This is a genomic window from Acinetobacter calcoaceticus ANC 3811 (genome assembly GCF_000399665.1).
In the GTDB taxonomy this organism is placed as follows: Bacteria; Pseudomonadota; Gammaproteobacteria; order Pseudomonadales; family Moraxellaceae; genus Acinetobacter; species Acinetobacter calcoaceticus_B.
Genome location: NZ_KB976986.1, coordinates 2,744,688 through 2,762,205, shown reverse-complemented (window position 1 = coordinate 2,762,205; position 17,518 = coordinate 2,744,688). Strand labels below are relative to the sequence as shown.

The following is a 17,518-nucleotide window of genomic DNA, read 5'->3' as shown; positions in this document are numbered from 1 at the left end:
TGTTGTATTACCTTATGGTTTACAGTTTACCACTGCTTGAACGTGGGATATAGGTTTCAATTCTTTTAGTACAAATAGAACATTAAATAAGCACTCAACTATACTGAAAATTCATTTTATTTTTAATAGCTCATCTACATCTTGATCACTAAATAGGTTATAAAGAAAGTTCATGCAATAGATTCATTTCCCTCAACCTTTGAAATATTGGCATGAAAATTGAACATAAAACCTTACTGGTGAAAAGAAGCCGAAGGAAACAAACATGAAGCTTGTAACTGCAATTGTAAAACCGTTTAAATTGGATGACGTGCGTGAAGCGCTCTCTGACATTGGTGTACAAGGGATTACCGTAACTGAAGTTAAAGGTTTTGGTCGTCAAAAAGGACATACTGAACTCTACCGTGGCGCGGAGTATGTGGTTGATTTCTTACCTAAAGTAAAAATCGAAATTGCGATTAGTGATGAAATGGTTGACGCGGTAATTGAATCAATTACTCGTGTAGCAAGCACTGGGAAAATCGGCGATGGTAAGATTTTTGTGACTAACCTGGAACAAGTGATCCGTATCCGTACGGGTGAAACTGGACCAGATGCTGTCTAATTGGCACAAAGCTTGCTGAGTAGAAAATAACTCGCAAATGAGGTTGGGGGACACGAATGAAAAAAATGCTTATGGCGCTGAGTCTATCAGGCGCTCTTTTGGGTGGTACTGCCGTTTGGGCAGAAGATGCTGTAACAACGCCTACATCGGAAGTTGCGGCTACATCAACATCTCCAGCTACTGCAACCACTGCAGCAGCACCAGTTGCTGAAACTCCGGCAGCTCCAGCACCAACACCAAAACTCGATACAGGCGATACATCTTGGATTTTGGTTTCAACAGCTTTGGTTTTATTAATGACCATTCCTGGGTTGGCACTATTCTACGGCGGTATGGTACGTAAAAAAAATGTCTTAAGTACCATGATGTTCAGCCTTTCAGCTGCGATTTTAGTTAGTTTGCTGTGGGTGGTTGCTGGGTATTCAATCGCGTTCTCTGGCACAGGTGCATTTTTTGGTGATTTGTCTAAAGCAATGCTCAACGGAGTCGCGTTTGATGCATTGAGCGGGACAATTCCTGAAAGCCTCTTTGTTATTTTCCAAATGACTTTTGCCATCATTACAGTTGCAATTCTTAGCGGTTCTATTGCAGACCGTATGAAGTATTCAGCTTTCATGGCGTTCATTGCAATTTGGGTACTTGTTGTTTATGCACCAATTACTCACTGGGTTTGGGCAACAGATGGCTGGTTATTTAAAGCAGGCGCATTAGATTTTGCTGGTGGTACAGTTGTACATATCAACTCAGGTGTTGCAGGTTTAGTTGCTGCTTACATGCTTGGCAAACGTATTGGCCTTGGCCGTGAGTCTATGGCTCCGCATAACTTGACTCTAACTGTTGTCGGTGCAAGCTTACTTTGGGTGGGTTGGTTTGGCTTTAATGGTGGTAGTGCTTTAGGCGCTGGTGCTCGTGCAAGCATGGCGATTTTAGTGACTCAAGTTGCTGCTGCCGCTGCTGCATTATCATGGTTAGTTGTTGAACGTATGATTCGTGGTAAAGCATCTGTATTAGGTGGTGCTTCTGGTGCTGTCGCTGGTTTGGTTGTGATTACGCCAGCAGCAGGTTTCGTCGGTGTCGGCGGTGCTTTAGTCATGGGCCTTATCGGTGGCGTAGTGTGCTTCTGGGGTATTACTGCACTTAAACGCTTACTTAAAGCCGATGATGCTTTGGATGCATTTGGTTTACATGCTGTAGGTGGTATTGTCGGTGCGATTTTAACTGGCGTATTTTACAGTGATGAAATTATCAAAGCAGCCAACGTTACCTTAGCACCAACATTCGCTGGTCAATTATGGGTACAAGTTGAAGGCGTATTGGCAACTATGATTTACAGTGGTGTCGCTACTTTTGTAATTCTTAAAGTGATTGATCTTGTGATTGGTATCCGTGTTAACGCCGATGATGAACGCATGGGTCTGGATTTAAGCCAACATGGCGAACGTATTGAATAATTCGTAATATATTCCAATCAAAAAAACAGTCTTCGGACTGTTTTTTTGTCTTATAGAATGCTGGTTCTGTAAGTGTAGAAATTTTGCTACACTAGGTCAAAGTAATCGACCCTATAAATCCGCTATGCATTGTCCATTTTGCAACGCCGCAGATAGTAAAGTCATCGATTCACGTTTAGCCGCCGAAGGCTGTCAGATTCGTCGACGTCGTGAGTGTGTAAGTTGCGGTGAACGTTTTACCACTTTTGAAAGCTATGAAGTGGTAATGCCTCGTGTGATCAAATCGAATGGAAAAAATGAACCTTTCGATGAGGCCAAGCTACGCCGTTCGTTAATGCATGCTTTGCAAAAACGTCCGGTCACTCAAGAACAGATCGAAACTGTTTTAAGTGATATTCAATTGCAGATTCGCCGTTTAGGTGAGCGTGACGTGAAGTCTCGAACAATTGGTGAGGTCGTTATGCAATCCCTATTTGCACTTGACCATGTCGCTTATGTCCGATTTGCTTCTGTTTATCAAGATTTTCAGGATGTTGAAGCTTTTCGCCGTCAAATTGAGCAAATGCAGCAACGTGAACAATAACTATTTGAGATTTTTATGTCTGAGTTGAAAAAAGATCAATATTGGATGCAGCAAGCTATTGAACTTGCCAAACGAGGTCTATATTCGACTAAGCCTAATCCAAATGTTGGTTGCGTCATTGTCAAAGATGATCAGTTAATAGGTGAGGGCTTTCATCCTAAAGCAGGTCAACCGCACGCAGAGGTTTTTGCCTTACGTCAGGCAGCCGAGCAAGCTCAAGGTGCAACAGCGTATGTGACGCTAGAGCCATGTGCACACTATGGGAGAACTCCTCCTTGTGCTGAAGCATTGGTTAAAGCCCAAGTTAAAAAAGTAGTGGTAGCATGTCCTGATCCAAACCCGCTCGTTGCAGGTAAAGGCGTTCAGATTTTGAAAAATGCCGGCATTGAAGTAGAAGTTGGTATTTGTGAAGATTTAGCAGAAAAATTAAATCAAGGTTTCTTAAAGGCAATGTCTACGGGCATGCCTTATGTACGCTTAAAAGTAGCTTCAAGCCTAGATGGACGTACGGCAATGGCATCTGGTGAATCGAAGTGGATTACCGGTGCAGTTGCACGTCAAGATGTCCAGCATTGGCGTGCCATTTCAGGCGCAGTGATTACAGGCATTGAAACTGTGATTGCAGATGATTGTCAGCTTAATGTGCGCTCACTGAGTCATATTGATATTGAGACAGTTGCTCAGCCAAAGCGAGTTGTTCTAGATCGTCAGGGACGTTTGCCGCTCACTGCTAAAATTTTAGAAAACCCTGAAACTGTGATGGTGATGGGGCCATATCGTCAAGAACTTGCCGATTTAGGCGTGATACAATTAGAAATTCAGCCTTTAAAAATGCTGTTACAGATCCTCTCTAAGCAACATCAAATTTATGATGTGTTGGTGGAAGCCGGTGCGACCTTATCTACTGCCTTTTTACAAGAAGGTCTAGTAGATGAGTTGATCAGTTATATTGCCCCGACATTCTTGGGGAAAAGTGCAAGAGCCATGTTCAATGCAGAGTTTGAATATATGGCACAACAACTTCGTTTTACACTTCTTGATGTGACACAACTTGATCAAGATATACGCTTAAGGTTAATCCCTACGCAAGAGAAAGTATGAATCCAGAGTCTTCGGTTTATCACAAACGTCGTCATGCGGCCCGTACGACAGACGAATATCTTTTCCATCAGCTTGTTCCTTACCTAGGTAACAAGCGCCGATTGCTCCATCTAATTTTAGAAGCCCTTGAAATTACAGGGACGCTGAATAGCAAGAAAAAGAATCCTCCGATTTTTGCCGATTTCTTTGCCGGCAGTGGTGTCGTATCTCGTTTGGCGCGTCAAAATGGTTACCGTGTGATTGCAAATGACTGGGAACCTTATAGTCATGCATTAAATCATGCGATTTTAGCTTGTACCGATGCACCTGCTTTTAAAGAGTTGGGTGGTTATCAGAAGGCAATCGATTATTTAAATCGCTTACCTGAAGTTAAAGGCTGGGTAACACATAACCTTTGCCCACGTAACGATGATATTTATGATCCAGCTCGTGACCGTTTGTTCTTTAAACGCCGTAATGGTATGCGTATCGATGCGATTCGCCAGCAGATTGCCACATGGCAATCTCAAGGCGCAATTAATGATGTAGAGATGAGTGCTTTGCTTGCGCCATTACTCTATTCAGCAAGTTTTGTCAGTAATACCAGCGGTGTATTTAAAAGCTTTCACCAAGGGTGGGGCGGACGTACTCAAACTGCATTAGAACGAATTGAGTCATTGCTTTGGTTAACACCAAGCCGTTTTTGCGAGATTGGTGACCGTAAGCGTCCTGCTGCTGAAATGTGGTGTGTAGATTCACAGCATCTAGCAAATCAAATGAGTGGTTTTGAAGTCGATGTTGCCTATCTCGATCCACCATATAACCAGCACGCATATAGTAGTAATTACCATGTTTTAAATGCATTAACTTTATGGGATCAGGTCGATTTACCGACACCAGATACCAAAGGTTATAAGAGTGGAATTGATAGAGCGTGGCGTAAAGAGCGCCCGAGTCCATATAACTCTTCTAAATATGCGAAAGATGCGTATGAAAAATTACTTTCAACCATCAATGCCCGTTATATTCTGACCAGTTATTCAACTGATGGTAATATCGAGCCGAAAGATTTGCTTATGGCTAATCTGGAACGTGGCAAAGTGACCTTGTTAACACAAGATGTTCCACGCTATCGAGTAAGTAAACAGCGACAGTCTGAACGCGCACGCGTGCTTGAGTTTATTGTGATTACGGATACTCATGCCAAGTCGGGCCCACCATTACGTCAGTTATTAGGCCAGCTTTACCACTTCGCCGAGCTAGGTGGTGTAGATACTTCAGGTAATAGTACACAGCTCGCACTTTGGTAAGCGCTGCAATTTAAGCAGTGTAAAAAGATTTGGAGATTGAGCCATGTTTACAGGCATTATTGAAAGTTTAGGAAAAGTTGAAAGCCTGCAAAGCGTAGGTGGCGATGTGCGTTTACGCATTCAGACTGATCTGGATATGTCAGATGTACATTTGGGTGACTCAATTGCGACCAATGGAATTTGCCTCACCGTGATTGAATGGGGCGATAACTGGTACGCAGCTGATGTTTCTCGTGAAAGCTTGAATCGAACAACTTTGGGTAACTGGAAAGTTGGGCAACGTGTCAATGTTGAAAAGGCAATGTTACCGACAACACGCTTTGGTGGACACATTGTAAGTGGTCACGTTGATGGCGTGGGTGAAATTACTGTAGTACGTGAAGATGCTCGCTCAATCTATTATGAAGTTACGGCACCCGCAGAACTTGCTAAATATTTAGCAGAAAAAGGTTCTGTGACTGTAGATGGTATTAGTTTAACGATTAATCACTTACGTGGAAATATTTTAAGTTTAAATCTAATTCCGCATACAGCAGAGCGTACTAACATTGGAACATGGCAAGTAGGCAGCAAAGTAAACCTTGAAGTCGATGTTTTAGCGCGTTATATCGAGCGTTTATTACTAGGTGATAAGGCTGCTGAACAAAAAACAGAGTCAAATATTAGTATGGCTTTTTTAGCTGAAAATGGTTTTTTAAAATAAAAAGCTAGATCGTTAAAATAAAAAAACCGGACACTTGTTCCGGTTTTTTTATTTTGAAAACTTATTGCTTGGTTAGCGTAACCGAGTTTGTGCCGACCCATGGTTTATTATGTTGGGTGTGTGTAATTGAAAATTCGCCTTTTTCTGACTCTCGTGTGAGTAAGATAGATAAAGAGTTAAAGTCATTATGACTCATATAAAGTTCTTGTGCTGAAAATGTCCATTGCTCACCCTGATTAAGCTGTTCAACTTGCTTTGAAATCTGATGCAGAATGTCCATCTCTTATCCTCATTAATTATCTTAAAATTTCAGCTTTTCTTTCTTATAATCAATTGATCTATAAGAATAATCTATATGTCTATTTTGTGACATATAGGTGTCATTTTTATGACAAGAAAAAGATTTAAAGGTTTACTTTTCTATTTTTTCATCAGAAAACTTAGAATTCTTCAAAATATAATCTATTTCTTCTTGAGCTGCCGAATTTAGCTTGGCTCGGAAAGCCGTTACAGACTGTTCAATTAAGCTCTCAGCTTCAAGTTCTAAACGAATGCGTAAACTTTCAAGCTCAGATAAGATTTGATCATCGGTAATACTCAGTTTTACGCCAGCAGCGTAATTGACTGCTGGTGTTTCAGGGTTTTTCTGATAACGTGCAGTTTGCTCTGCAACTTCTTGTTCTAAATGACTACGTAATGTGTGTAATGTTTCAGTCTGTTCATTAAACTTGCGAATTTCATCTGCTTGCAACTCCGCAGCATAGGCAGCTTCCGATGCACGTTTGTCTGCAAGCGCTTTTTCTAAAGCAAGTTGACGACGAATACGTGCTTGCTCAATAAGTTCTGCTTTGAGATCTGCGTAGGCTTGTTCAATTTTTTGCTGTGATTCTAACTGCGCTTTTTCGTCATTTAAAACCCAAAGCTGAATAGGCGTCTGAGGTTCTAGTAAGTCGCAAATACGTGCCAAATCCTGTTGATAGGTATGACGGACAGCTTCAGGCGCATTTAACCATCTTTTTTTAAAATCTTGCCCGACATTTAATGCCACCATGTTTCTCCTTGATCAACAGTATTTACATTTTAGCGCGTTATAATTTAAAGGTTCGCGGCTCTATACCCAAACGGCGATACATTTTAAATTTTTCTCGACCAATTTGCTTGGCTGTTTCATTATTTTCAACAATTTCTATAATGTGGCTAAAATGATCAACTTGTTCAAGTGCATGATTGTTAAAATTAAATACTAACAGGCCTTGTTCAAGCGGTTGTTTAGCCGAAATACATACAGCAGCATCAGTCTGGTCAACACCATGCGCAATGAAACTGACAGGGTCGAATTCCCATAATCTTTCATCAAGAATCTGTTGTAGCTGCACATCTGGGCAATACCACCAGATTTTAGGATGCTTCTGTAATATTTTTCGACATAAACGGCAAGCACTATCGACTTGCCGTTCTTCGCTGGTTTCAAACAGATAAAAACTAACTTTAGCCATTCGTATTTACACGATTCGCTAGAAATTGCATGAGAAGTGGTACTGGACGACCAGTTGCACCTTTAGCTGCACCCGAAAGCCATGCCGTTCCTGCTACATCTAAATGAGCCCAACGATATTCACGTGTAAAGCGCTCAAGGAAACATGCTGCCGTAATCGCACCGCCATATGGTCCACCGATGTTCGCAATATCTGCAAATGGTGAATCTAGCAACTCTTGGTAATCATCAATCACTGGCATACGCCATACACGGTCAAACGATTGTTCACCAGCTTGTTGGAGCTCTGCTGCCAAAGCATCATCTGGTGAGAATAACCCACTGAGTACTTTGCCTAAAGCGACGACACACGCACCTGTTAAGGTCGCAATATCAACCACTACTGCTGGATTGAAGCGTTTGATATAGGTCAATGTGTCACACAGTACTAAACGGCCTTCAGCATCTGTATTTAGAATTTCAACAGTTTGACCGCTCATGGTGGTCACAATGTCACCTGGACGAGTTGCTTTACCAGAAGGCATATTTTCTGCTGCTGCAATTGCACCAACTACATGAATAGGAAGTTTCGCTTCGCATAGTGCACGAATGGTTCCAAGTACAGAGGCTGCACCGCACATATCGAATTTCATTTCATCCATGCCAAGGCCTGGTTTTAAAGAAATACCGCCTGTATCAAAAGTTACGCCTTTACCAACGAGAACAACCGGAGCTTGATCAATCTGTGCTTGATATTCGAGCGTTACAATACGGCCCGGACGTTCAGATCCTTTGCTGACTGCAAGAAAAGCATACATGCCTAAATCAGCCATTTGTTGCTCATTTAAAACAGTTACTTTAAGTAAGTCTGGGAATTCTGCTGCTAAAGCTAGAGCTTGTTCAGCCAAATATTCTGGGAAACAAATATTACCCGGACGGTTGCCAAGGTCTCGTGCATAAGACTGTCCAGACTGTACTGCATGTACTAAAGCCAGTTGTTTTTCATCTAGGCTAGTTGTTGAACTAATTAAATCAACCTGTTGTAACACAAATTCATTTTTTTTCGATTTAAACTCATCATAACCATAAGCTGCTTGAGTTAAGCTTAAAGCAAATAAATAATGGTGCTCGACAGGTAACGCAGCAATATCAATTGCGATATGCTTAAATTTATTTTGTGTCGATTTGATAATTGTTTGGGCAAGTTTAGCTAATTTAACCGTCTGAAGTTCGGCTGTTTTTCCTAAGCCAAGTAATTGGCTGTGAGGCTGATTTGAAATCTGACCAAATACAGGCAGAGTTTCATTGAAGTTGCCTTTAAATTGGGTAGCGTTCAGAACGCTTTCTAGGTTATTGATTTGATATGCGTTGACGTTGCTTTGTAGCTGTTCTGAATCAACTAAAACCCACAAAGATTCATTAGATGTCTGTTCGGGGAAAGTTGTATAAGTTGTAAATTTCATGGCTGTCGTGATTGCCTATAGAAAGTTATGATGAATTAAAACATTGAAACACTTTCAAGCATAGCGTTGCAATGTGCGGTTTTATATTTTTAACATTCGGGTAAACTAGCAGTCGTCCCGATTAGCCTTTTGGAAGTATTACTTTGATTATTCGGCGTTATCTCGTCAAGCAAGTTGTCTCTACCTCATTGGTGGTCATTTCCTTATTGACCCTAATCATGATGGGTGGTCGTCTGATCAAATACTTTGGTGTGGCGGCGCAGGGGCGTTTAGATGCCAGTATCTTGTTTAGCATCATTGGATATCGTTTACCTGAATTTCTAACACTCATTTTACCACTGGGTTTTTTCATTGGTTTAATGTTGGTGTTTGGTCGCCTATATGTTGACCATGAAATGGCAGTCCTGAATGGTAGTGGTGTGAGCCGTCATCAATTGGCGCGACTACTTATTCCAATGACACTTGTTTATATGGTGTGTCAGTCTGTGCTTATGCTCTGGATGACGCCGTGGGGATTGCGTGAGTTTGAAAAATTAACCACTACCCAAGCGGTTCGGACAGGCTTCGATTTGGTTCGCCCAAGAGAATTTATTTCTTCTGGACCCTATACGATTTATGCAGGTTCACTATCTGAAGATCGAAAAAATCTAAAAGACATTTTCTTTTATCAACGCGCGACCAAAGAAGACAAACCAGATGTCATGATCTTGGCAAAAGAAGCAACTCGTGTAGAAGTTGCAAATGACACAGCCAATGTCGTTGACCTGGTGCAAGGCCGCCGTTATGAAATATTTCCGGGACAACCAAAATATACACAAGCCGAGTTTCAGTCTTATCGTCTACGTTTAGAAAATGACAAAGATGTTAAGTTTGAAAGTGGTGATGTAGAAGCATTATCAACGACTAAACTTTTTGCCAAAACGAATGATCCAGTCATAAGAAGTGAATTGGGATGGCGTTTGTTTGGACCATTCACCATTCTTATCGCTTTGATGCTTTCAGTAGCATTGTCTGAAGTGAGTCCAAGACAAGGTCGTTATTATCGTCTTATTCCTGCAGTTTTTATTTTTTCCAGTCTGATCGTATTAATGATTGCAATCAAGACTCGTATTAGTAAAGAAGAACTCGATATTTGGGCTTATCCTGCCGTGTTGGTTGTTTATGGCGTTGCAGCTGCCTTATTTTCTCGTAAACAGAAGTTGGCACCAAAAATCAAGAAACAGATCAAGCGAGTGAAATTATAATGTTAGCACGTCGAATAGTCGCCAAATATGTGACGAAAACCACTGCGCTTGCAATGTTTGGCACCACAGTTGTTTTGTCGATTTTACAGATCTTATTTACGTACCTTGGTGAGTTGGGGGAGCTCAAACCAGACTATAACGCTTGGCAAGCTCTCATCTATGTGTTCTGGGGAGCACCTCGTTATCTATATGAAATTTTGCCTATTTCTGCCTTGATTGGTGCTGTAATTGGTTTAGGGTCGCTAGCAACTAGCAGTGAACTTATTGTCATGCGCTCCGCTGGTATTAGCTTATGGCGTATTGTCGGTTGGGTGATGCGCTCAGCTTTACTGCTTATTATTTTGTCTTTTGCCTTAAGTGAATGGGTTATTCCATATACGAATGAAAAAGCAGAAAGTGTTAAAAGTCACCGCTCTATAGCTGCATTAGGCGAAGTGAAAGGGTATTGGTCACGTGAAGGGCAGCGATTTATCTATATCGACTATGCTAACTCTCAGGGCAATTTAAAAGATATTCAAGTGGTCGATTTTGACCAGAACTATTACTTGCAATCATTAATTAATGCTCAGCAAGGACAGTTCGTAAAAGATGGTCAATGGGCTTTGAAGAAAGCAGAACAAATGGATATTTTGGCGGCAGGAAATGCCATCGAAACTAACCATGATGAGCAATCGCTTTCTTTAGCATTACAGCCTAAATATGTGCACATGGTGACTTTAGATCCTGAAGATTTATCACCAAGCCAGCTGATTAGTTTCATGCGGTATATGGATGAATATAGTCAGGTTCCAAAGACCTATCAATTGGCTTTCTGGCAAAAAGTTGCCTCACCATTTTCGTTGATCGCTTTGGTTCTCGTGGCATGTTCATTTATTTTTGGGCCATTACGCCAACAATCGATGGGTTTCCGCTTGGTAATCGCATTGTTTATTGGTTTGAGTTTCTACTATTTACAGGATTTCTTAGGTTATGCCAGCTTGGTTTATGCCCCATCTCCTGCATGGTTTGTACTCGTACCTATCTTTTTAATGTTTGGTGCCGGAAGTTATTTGCTTTACCGCGCTCGCTAGTAATAATTGATATTTATGGTTTTCATCAATCGTAGATATTGGTGAAAGCCATAGGAAAAAATAGAGTCTTGACCGAAAATTCGGTAAGATATTGTGACGAAATTGTAGACAAAAGAGAAATAGATTATGACGGATGCAACTGCTGGCAAGATCCCTCACGTTCTGGTCATTATGGATGGTGTTGGACACCGTGAAGCGACTGAAGATAATGCTTTTCTTGCAGCAAAAACACCGAATTTAGCGGCAATGACCGCAAAGCATCCAAATAGTCTAATTTCTGGTTCTGGTGAAGATGTTGGCTTACCTGATGGGCAAATGGGTAACTCTGAAGTTGGCCATATGAACCTTGGTGCTGGTCGTGTCTTGTATCAAGACTTTACCCGTATTACTAAAGATATTCGTACTGGCGACTTTTTTAAACATGAAGTGTTGATCGACGCTGTTGAAAAAGCTAAAGCTGCTGGTGGTGCCGTTCATATTATGGGACTGCTCTCAGACGGTGGTGTTCACTCCCATGAAGACCATATTGTGGCGATGTGTGAGCTTGCATTAAAACGTGGTGCAAAAGTTTATTTACATGCTTTCCTTGATGGTCGTGATACACCTCCACGTAGTGCTCAATCGTCCTTAGAAAAACTAGATGCATTATTTGCTAAATACCAAGGTCAAGGTCGTATCGCAACTATGATTGGTCGCTACTTTGCAATGGATCGTGACAACCGTTGGGATCGCGTTGAGCAAGCTTATCGCTTGTTAACTGAAGGTGAGGCACTTCGTACTGCGCAAACAGCAGTGGAAGGGTTAGAGTTAGCTTATGCAGCCAATGAAAATGATGAGTTTGTAAAAGCGACTCGCATTGGTGATATTGCTAAAGTCCAAGACGGTGATAGCGTTGTATTTATGAATTTTCGTGCTGACCGAGCTCGTGAAATTACTCGCGCATTTGTAGAGAAAGATTTTGCAGGTTTTGAGCGTAAAGTTGTACCAAATCTTTCTAAATTTGTGATGCTTACGCGTTATCAGGCTAGCATTGATGCGCCAGTTGCATACATGCCAGAAGCTCTCAAAAATTCATTGGGTGAATATCTATCTTCTCTTGGAAAGACTCAGTTACGTATTGCCGAAACTGAAAAATATGCGCATGTAACGTTCTTCTTTAGTGGTGGACGTGAAGATGAATATCCGGGTGAGAAACGTATTTTGATTCCATCTCCAAACGTTGCGACATATGATCTTAAGCCTGAAATGAGTGCTTATGAAGTAACTGATGAATTGGTTAAAGCCATTAATTCTGGTGAGTACGATTTATTGGTTGTGAACTATGCCAATGGTGATATGGTAGGGCATACAGGTATTTTTGATGCGGCTGTTAAAGCCGTTGAAGCAGTCGACCTTTGCCTAGGACGTGTCTATGAAGCGGTTATGGCAAAGAAAGGCCATATGTTGATTACTGCTGACCATGGTAACGTTGAACAGATGCAAGACTACGAGAGTGGTCAAGTTCATACTCAACATACAACGGAACTTGTACCGTTTATTTATGTTGGCCCAACACAAGCAACAATTGCAGAAGGTGGTGTGCTTGCCGATGTAGCACCGACAATTCTCAATTTAATGCAGATTCCTGTTCCTGCTGAAATGCAAGGACGTAACCTGATTACATTATCTGCATAAACCAAAGGTGATTGGATGCTGCAACACATTAAATATAAAAAACTTATTGTAAGTATGTTGCTGTGTTGCAGCCAATTTGCTTTTGCAGCGCCAGTTGTAAAAGAGAAATTGTCACCTTTGCATTCGGATTCGGAAGAGCCGGAACATAGTTATGCAGAGGTGCCGATCGAATCGATTCAACAGTTTGTACAAATCTATGGAATTGTTCGAGATAACTATGTCGACGTGAAGTCTGACGATGCCTTATTTCAACAAGCTATTAAAGGGCTAGTGAGTGGGCTAGATCGTTATTCGCGTTATTTGTCAGCAGAAGAATATCGTCAACTCATTCAATATACCGAAGGTGACCTTGCCTCGGTTGATTTTGCTTTAAGCCCTGAATTGCATCTCCATAAATGGATGATTCGTGATCTTAAAACGGGTTCAGATTCATACAAGTTAGGTTTGAGAAATGGGCAGACAATTCTCAAGATTGATAACCAAGATTTAAAAAATTTAAACCAAGATCAGGTGCTCGGGCTACTTTATGGCTCTATCGGAAGTACGCTGCAAGTACAAGCAGAAGAGTTAAGTGGAAACATTAACTTAGTTCGTAATAAAAAAATAGAAACCGATATAGAACCTGTAATGCTACATAATCAGGTTTTAGTACTCAAAATTAGAGTATTCCAGCAAGACACGGCAAATGAAATTAAACGGTTAATTGAAGAAAATAGTTCACCACGTTTAAAAGCTGTTTTAATCGATTTGCGAAACAATCCGGGTGGATTGTTATCGGCAGCAGTCGAGTCGGCAGATTTATTTTTAAATAATGGAATTATTGTTTCAACTAAAAGCCGTTCGGAAGGTAATCAGCAATTTCAGGCTCTGCCCGGCAATGAATTTCAGAATATAAAATTAGGTATATTAATTAATCATCGCTCTGCATCGGCAGCCGAAGTTTTTACTGCGGCCATGAAAGAACACCAGCGTGCGTGGGTCATGGGCGAGAAAAGTTATGGAAAAGGAGTCGTGCAAAAACTATTTCCTTTGCCAAGTGGTGCGGCACTACAAATGACCGTCTCACACTATTACACACCAAATGGCAATATGATTGAAGGGCAAGGTATTCAGCCTAATCAGAGCTATCCTTTGCCCCCAGAAATGAAAGAAGACGTCTATTTAGATCGTGTTGCAGATTTATTTCTAAAGAAAAAGTAGTTTTTATACTTCTTCTCCCAATTCGGTATCTAAGCCAAACTTTTTCAGTCGATAGCGTAAAGAGCGAAAGGTCATTCCTAGCTTTTTAGCTGCTAAAGTCCTGTTCCAATGTGTCATGTCCAGTGCGTTCAATAGAAGATCTTTTTCAATATTTTCTAAGTAGCGTTCTAGGCCTTCCAGTGGTAATTTTGGTCGGGCATGAGTAATCGCAGTTGATGCCTCATTCTCTGGTTTAGTGGTGATTTGAGAGTTAACACTACTGCCTCTGAGAAGGGGTGCTAGATGCGTTAAATCAATACATTCATCATCACTTAAAGTAATAGCTCGTTCAATCATATTTCTTAATTCACGAACATTACCCGGGAAATCTTGCTGCAATAAATAAGTTTCAGCAGTCGTGGTTAATTGTTTGCTTGGAATTTCCCATTCCATACAAACTTTTTGAATAAAATGATTGGCTAATAACAAAATATCGCCACTGCGTTCACGTAGTGGGGGCAACATGATATCCATCACATGAATACGGAAAAATAAGTCCTGACGGAATTTGCCTTGGCGGACTAACAAATCTAAATCTTGGTGGCTGGCGCTGATTACTCGAAAATCAACATCAATTTCCTGATCTGAACCTACTGGACGAATTTTCTTCTCTTGCACTGCCCGAAGCAATTTAACCTGCATAGTTAATGGTAATTCGGCAATTTCATCTAAAAATAAACTGCCACCATGAGCAGACAAAATAAGGCCTTGTTTGTCTTGGGTCGCTCCAGTAAAACTGCCTTTTTTATGTCCAAAAAGTTCACTTTCCATGAGCTCGGTTGGAATTGCGCCACAGTTAATCGCAATAAACGGACCTTCGCTGCGATTACTCAAGCGGTGAATAAGATTAGCAACAACCTCTTTACCTGTACCAGACTCACCTGTAACAAATACAGGAGCTTGAGAGCGGGCTATTTTTTTAATAGCTGTTCGTAAGTTTTGTATTGGAGGAGAACGACCAATTAATAGGTCATTTTCCAAAGTGGTTTCACCAAACTCATGCTCTGGTTTTGGCTGGTTAAGCGCTTTTTTTAATAACTGATCTAAATGAATTTGGTTAATAGGTTTACTTACAAAGTCAAAAGCTCCTGCCTTTAACGCTGCAATTGCAATATCCATATTGCCGTATGCAGTTAAAACTGCAATTGGTGTGTGTGGGTAAGTTTGAGATACGTGTTTAACCAATTCTAAACCGCTACCATCGGGTAGGTTTAAATCGGTTAAGCAAGCATCATAATGAAACTGAGTAAAGAGTTGTTTGGCCTGTTCAACCCGATAAGCAAGATGTGTTTTAATCCCCATTCGTGCAAGAGTCATTTGCATTAAAAGGCACAAATCTTCTTCATCGTCTACAAGCAAAACCAGTGGTTGCTGTTCTGCCATTTCCCCAAAAACCTAATAAAAAAATCAATATATTATTGGGCATTCCATTCGGAAGCATGCCCCTTGTTTTTGCTCTACATAAGTGAGCTTTGCATGGTTTGCCTCACAAAAACTATGAGACAAATATAATCCTAAACCAGTTCCATTAATTTCGGTACTAAAAAATGGTTTAAATAGTTGAGATATATCACGTTTTGAAACCCCTTCGCCGTAATCGATCACATCAATATAGATTTTATTTGTTTGTGAATGAATGTTGATCAGAACATGGGGTGAATCGGGCGCATTATGGCGTAAAGCATTTCTGACAAGGTTAATGAGCACCTGTCTGAGTTGTTTCTCATCAAATAATAATTTTAAGGATGAATCAGAAATTTTAAGCTGTATAGAGTGTTTAACATCTAATAAATCTTCGTCTAATAACATCTTTATGAAATTGTTTAATTCAATCTGGATTGGGTAAGTTCTTTCGCTGCTGGCCAGTCCTAAGGTGTCTTGAACAATACTATCGATGCGTTTTGTTTGCTTACCAATCATACGACGTAAAATATTTTGCTGTTCTAAATCACTATCTTTAAATAATTCATTTGCCTGAACAATTGCTGCTAGCGGGTTACGGATTTCATGCGCAATGCTGGCTGAAAGTTGCCCTAAGGCAGCAAGTTTGAGTTGTTGAGCTTGCTGATTAATCTGCTGTGCATCTTGTAAGATGAGTAGCGTCAATGCTTGTTGCGGCACTACAAGATGTTGCACTTTAATGTTAATAGAATAGGCCGATAGTCGAGACTCAAAAATAAATCGATCGCCTTCTTGTAGGTTATCAAACTTAAGAATTTCAAATAAATCGGGATGCCATTTCGCTAAAGGATATTTTTCACTGGCAAATTGTGGTGGAATCCCTAACAGGGAGCAGGCTGCTGGATTACTTAGAACAATGTCGTAGTTTTCATCTAGAACCAAATAGCCTTCTTCAATTTGTTCCAAAATATAGCGGTTAATATTTTGTAGTTGATAGAGTTCTATGGATTGGTGGAAAGTCAGCGCTTCAAGTAGTTTAAAGCGCTGTACTGCAATTTGCCCAATGCCATGCACCACAAAAAATAAGAAGGCTAATAAGGCGCTATTACCAATCGTATTTAGATTATTGTAGTCAAATAAACTACCGACAAAACGTTGGTAAATAATCGCAATGACCGCAAGTAATGTAATGAGTAAAGACATTCTTGCGCTGAGTAAAATTGCCGAAGTAAATATAGCAATAACATACAGCAAGCTGAGTTGTAGATTTGGTTCACCTACAGAAAATGTAAGTAAACTCAGGCAGATAACATCGACTACAAAAAATAAAATAAGCTGCTTTGTTGCTTGAGTTGCAACAAACTTAAAACACAAAAGCTGAAGAAGGCTTAATATGGAATAGCCTAGCAGTGTGTAAGAATATAAAGCGGGTTGTTGTATACTATTGTCGATTTGAGCATCGGTTAAAACCAAAATAATATTGAGGCTAACCGCAATAATAAGACGATATAAACCATACCACGTGCCCAAACGAAAAATCGTATTGGACAACGAAGAGTTTAAGGGAAATGGCATATAAGTTTGATTACGGCTTGATCAGACCATAACGGATCGCAAGATGAGTTAATTTAACGTCGCTATCGATGGCGAGTTTTTCAAAAATACGGTAGCGGTAAGTATTGACCGTTTTAACACTTACAAAAAGTTTGTCCGCAATTTCCTGAGCGCTAATACAATTTACAACCATCATTGCAACTTGCATTTCTCGTTCGGATAGAGCGTCAAAAGGCGACTGCTGTGTGTCCGATAGATATGAACTCGCCAACTGCTCAGCAATATCGGCACTGAAGTATTTGCCGCCTTGCATGACTTTGTTGATTGCCCGAACCATTTCTGTAATTGGAGCACCTTTAGTGATATAGCCTTTAGCTCCTGCTTTAAGCAGAAGAGAAGGGTATGGTTCTTCTGATAAACCACTTACAGCAATAACTTTTGTGTCTGGTGCGGTTTGTAGTAAACGGCGTGTCGTTTCTACGCCCCCGATGCCTGGCATGTTGACATCAAGCAGCACAACTTGAGGATGTTTCTGACGAACAATAGCAATTGCTTCTTCACCCGATTCGGCTTGTCCAATGACCTCTACATCGGCATGATCTTCTAACATACGGCAGATGCCTGTACGTACAAGTTCATGGTCATCCACAACTAAAACTGTAATCAAG

17 protein-coding genes are annotated in these 17,518 nt (G+C 40.7%); 10 read left to right on the top strand and 7 right to left on the bottom strand.

Going from position 1 to position 17,518, the window contains the following annotated elements:
• Positions 1–265 precede the first annotated feature (265 nt).
• From glnK to F935_RS14195, 6 genes are all read left to right on the top strand, one after another.
• The gene (gene glnK, locus F935_RS14220) at positions 266–604 is read left to right on the top strand and encodes a P-II family nitrogen regulator (protein WP_000780326.1); all 339 of its coding nucleotides are present in this window, start codon (positions 266–268) and stop codon (positions 602–604) included.
• A gap of 56 nt (positions 605–660) precedes the next feature.
• Positions 661–2,055, top strand: coding sequence for an ammonium transporter (locus F935_RS14215; protein WP_016139529.1), 1,395 nt, complete (start codon positions 661–663; stop codon positions 2,053–2,055).
• 124 nt (positions 2,056–2,179) lie between these two features.
• Positions 2,180–2,638, top strand: coding sequence for a transcriptional regulator NrdR (nrdR, locus tag F935_RS14210; RefSeq protein WP_003654416.1), 459 nt, complete (start codon positions 2,180–2,182; stop codon positions 2,636–2,638).
• Between the two features lie 15 nt (positions 2,639–2,653).
• Positions 2,654–3,739: a bifunctional diaminohydroxyphosphoribosylaminopyrimidine deaminase/5-amino-6-(5-phosphoribosylamino)uracil reductase RibD gene (ribD, locus tag F935_RS14205; RefSeq protein WP_016139528.1), complete on the top strand. Its 1,086-nt coding sequence runs from the start codon at positions 2,654–2,656 to the stop codon at positions 3,737–3,739.
• Positions 3,736–5,028: a DNA adenine methylase gene (locus F935_RS14200; protein ID WP_016139527.1), complete on the top strand. Its 1,293-nt coding sequence runs from the start codon at positions 3,736–3,738 to the stop codon at positions 5,026–5,028. The genes ribD and F935_RS14200 overlap by 4 nt, the downstream gene beginning before the upstream one ends.
• Positions 5,029–5,071: 43 nt before the next feature.
• A complete protein-coding gene (locus tag F935_RS14195) occupies positions 5,072–5,731 on the top strand; it encodes a riboflavin synthase (RefSeq protein WP_005301612.1) in 660 nt (219 codons plus the stop codon).
• Positions 5,732–5,792: 61 nt separating this feature from the next.
• On the opposite strand, the gene F935_RS14190 is transcribed toward F935_RS14195, so the two are convergent.
• From F935_RS14190 to F935_RS14175, 4 genes are all read right to left on the bottom strand, one after another.
• On the bottom strand, positions 5,793–6,011 hold the full coding sequence (locus F935_RS14190; RefSeq protein WP_016139526.1) for a hypothetical protein: 219 nt from the start codon (positions 6,009–6,011) through the stop codon (positions 5,793–5,795).
• 132 nt (positions 6,012–6,143) lie between these two features.
• Entirely contained in the window at positions 6,144–6,782 is a 639-nt protein-coding gene (locus F935_RS14185; RefSeq protein ID WP_016139525.1) for a cell division protein BlhA, read from the bottom strand.
• A 37-nt stretch (positions 6,783–6,819) separates the two neighbouring features.
• The gene (locus F935_RS14180; protein WP_016139524.1) at positions 6,820–7,227 is read right to left on the bottom strand and encodes a DNA polymerase III subunit chi; all 408 of its coding nucleotides are present in this window, start codon (positions 7,225–7,227) and stop codon (positions 6,820–6,822) included.
• The gene (locus F935_RS14175; protein ID WP_016139523.1) at positions 7,220–8,668 is read right to left on the bottom strand and encodes a leucyl aminopeptidase; all 1,449 of its coding nucleotides are present in this window, start codon (positions 8,666–8,668) and stop codon (positions 7,220–7,222) included. The genes F935_RS14180 and F935_RS14175 overlap by 8 nt, the downstream gene beginning before the upstream one ends.
• 143 nt (positions 8,669–8,811) lie before the next feature.
• Between F935_RS14175 and lptF the strand changes: the two genes are divergently transcribed.
• The 4 genes from lptF to F935_RS14155 all read left to right on the top strand — a co-directional run bounded on the left by lptF (position 8,812) and on the right by F935_RS14155 (position 13,856).
• A complete protein-coding gene (gene lptF, locus F935_RS14170; protein WP_035366311.1) occupies positions 8,812–9,912 on the top strand; it encodes an LPS export ABC transporter permease LptF in 1,101 nt (366 codons plus the stop codon).
• Positions 9,912–10,982: an LPS export ABC transporter permease LptG gene (gene lptG, locus F935_RS14165; protein WP_016139521.1), complete on the top strand. Its 1,071-nt coding sequence runs from the start codon at positions 9,912–9,914 to the stop codon at positions 10,980–10,982. The genes lptF and lptG overlap by 1 nt, the downstream gene beginning before the upstream one ends.
• A gap of 126 nt (positions 10,983–11,108) precedes the next feature.
• Positions 11,109–12,656, top strand: coding sequence for a 2,3-bisphosphoglycerate-independent phosphoglycerate mutase (gene gpmI / locus F935_RS14160; RefSeq protein WP_016139520.1), 1,548 nt, complete (start codon positions 11,109–11,111; stop codon positions 12,654–12,656).
• Positions 12,657–12,671: 15 nt separating this feature from the next.
• A complete protein-coding gene (locus F935_RS14155) occupies positions 12,672–13,856 on the top strand; it encodes a S41 family peptidase (RefSeq protein ID WP_016139519.1) in 1,185 nt (394 codons plus the stop codon).
• A 3-nt stretch (positions 13,857–13,859) separates the two neighbouring features.
• On the opposite strand, the gene F935_RS14150 is transcribed toward F935_RS14155, so the two are convergent.
• From F935_RS14150 to F935_RS14140, 3 genes are read right to left on the bottom strand one after another with little or no spacing between them, the layout of a single operon-like run.
• On the bottom strand, positions 13,860–15,278 hold the full coding sequence (locus F935_RS14150) for a sigma-54-dependent transcriptional regulator (RefSeq protein ID WP_016139518.1): 1,419 nt from the start codon (positions 15,276–15,278) through the stop codon (positions 13,860–13,862).
• Between the two features lie 24 nt (positions 15,279–15,302).
• Positions 15,303–16,871, bottom strand: a complete 1,569-nt coding sequence (locus F935_RS14145) for a sensor histidine kinase (RefSeq protein WP_016139517.1) — start codon at positions 16,869–16,871, stop codon at positions 15,303–15,305.
• A 10-nt stretch (positions 16,872–16,881) separates the two neighbouring features.
• Positions 16,882–17,517: a response regulator transcription factor GacA gene (locus F935_RS14140; RefSeq protein ID WP_003654436.1), complete on the bottom strand. Its 636-nt coding sequence runs from the start codon at positions 17,515–17,517 to the stop codon at positions 16,882–16,884.
• Position 17,518 lies beyond the last annotated feature (1 nt).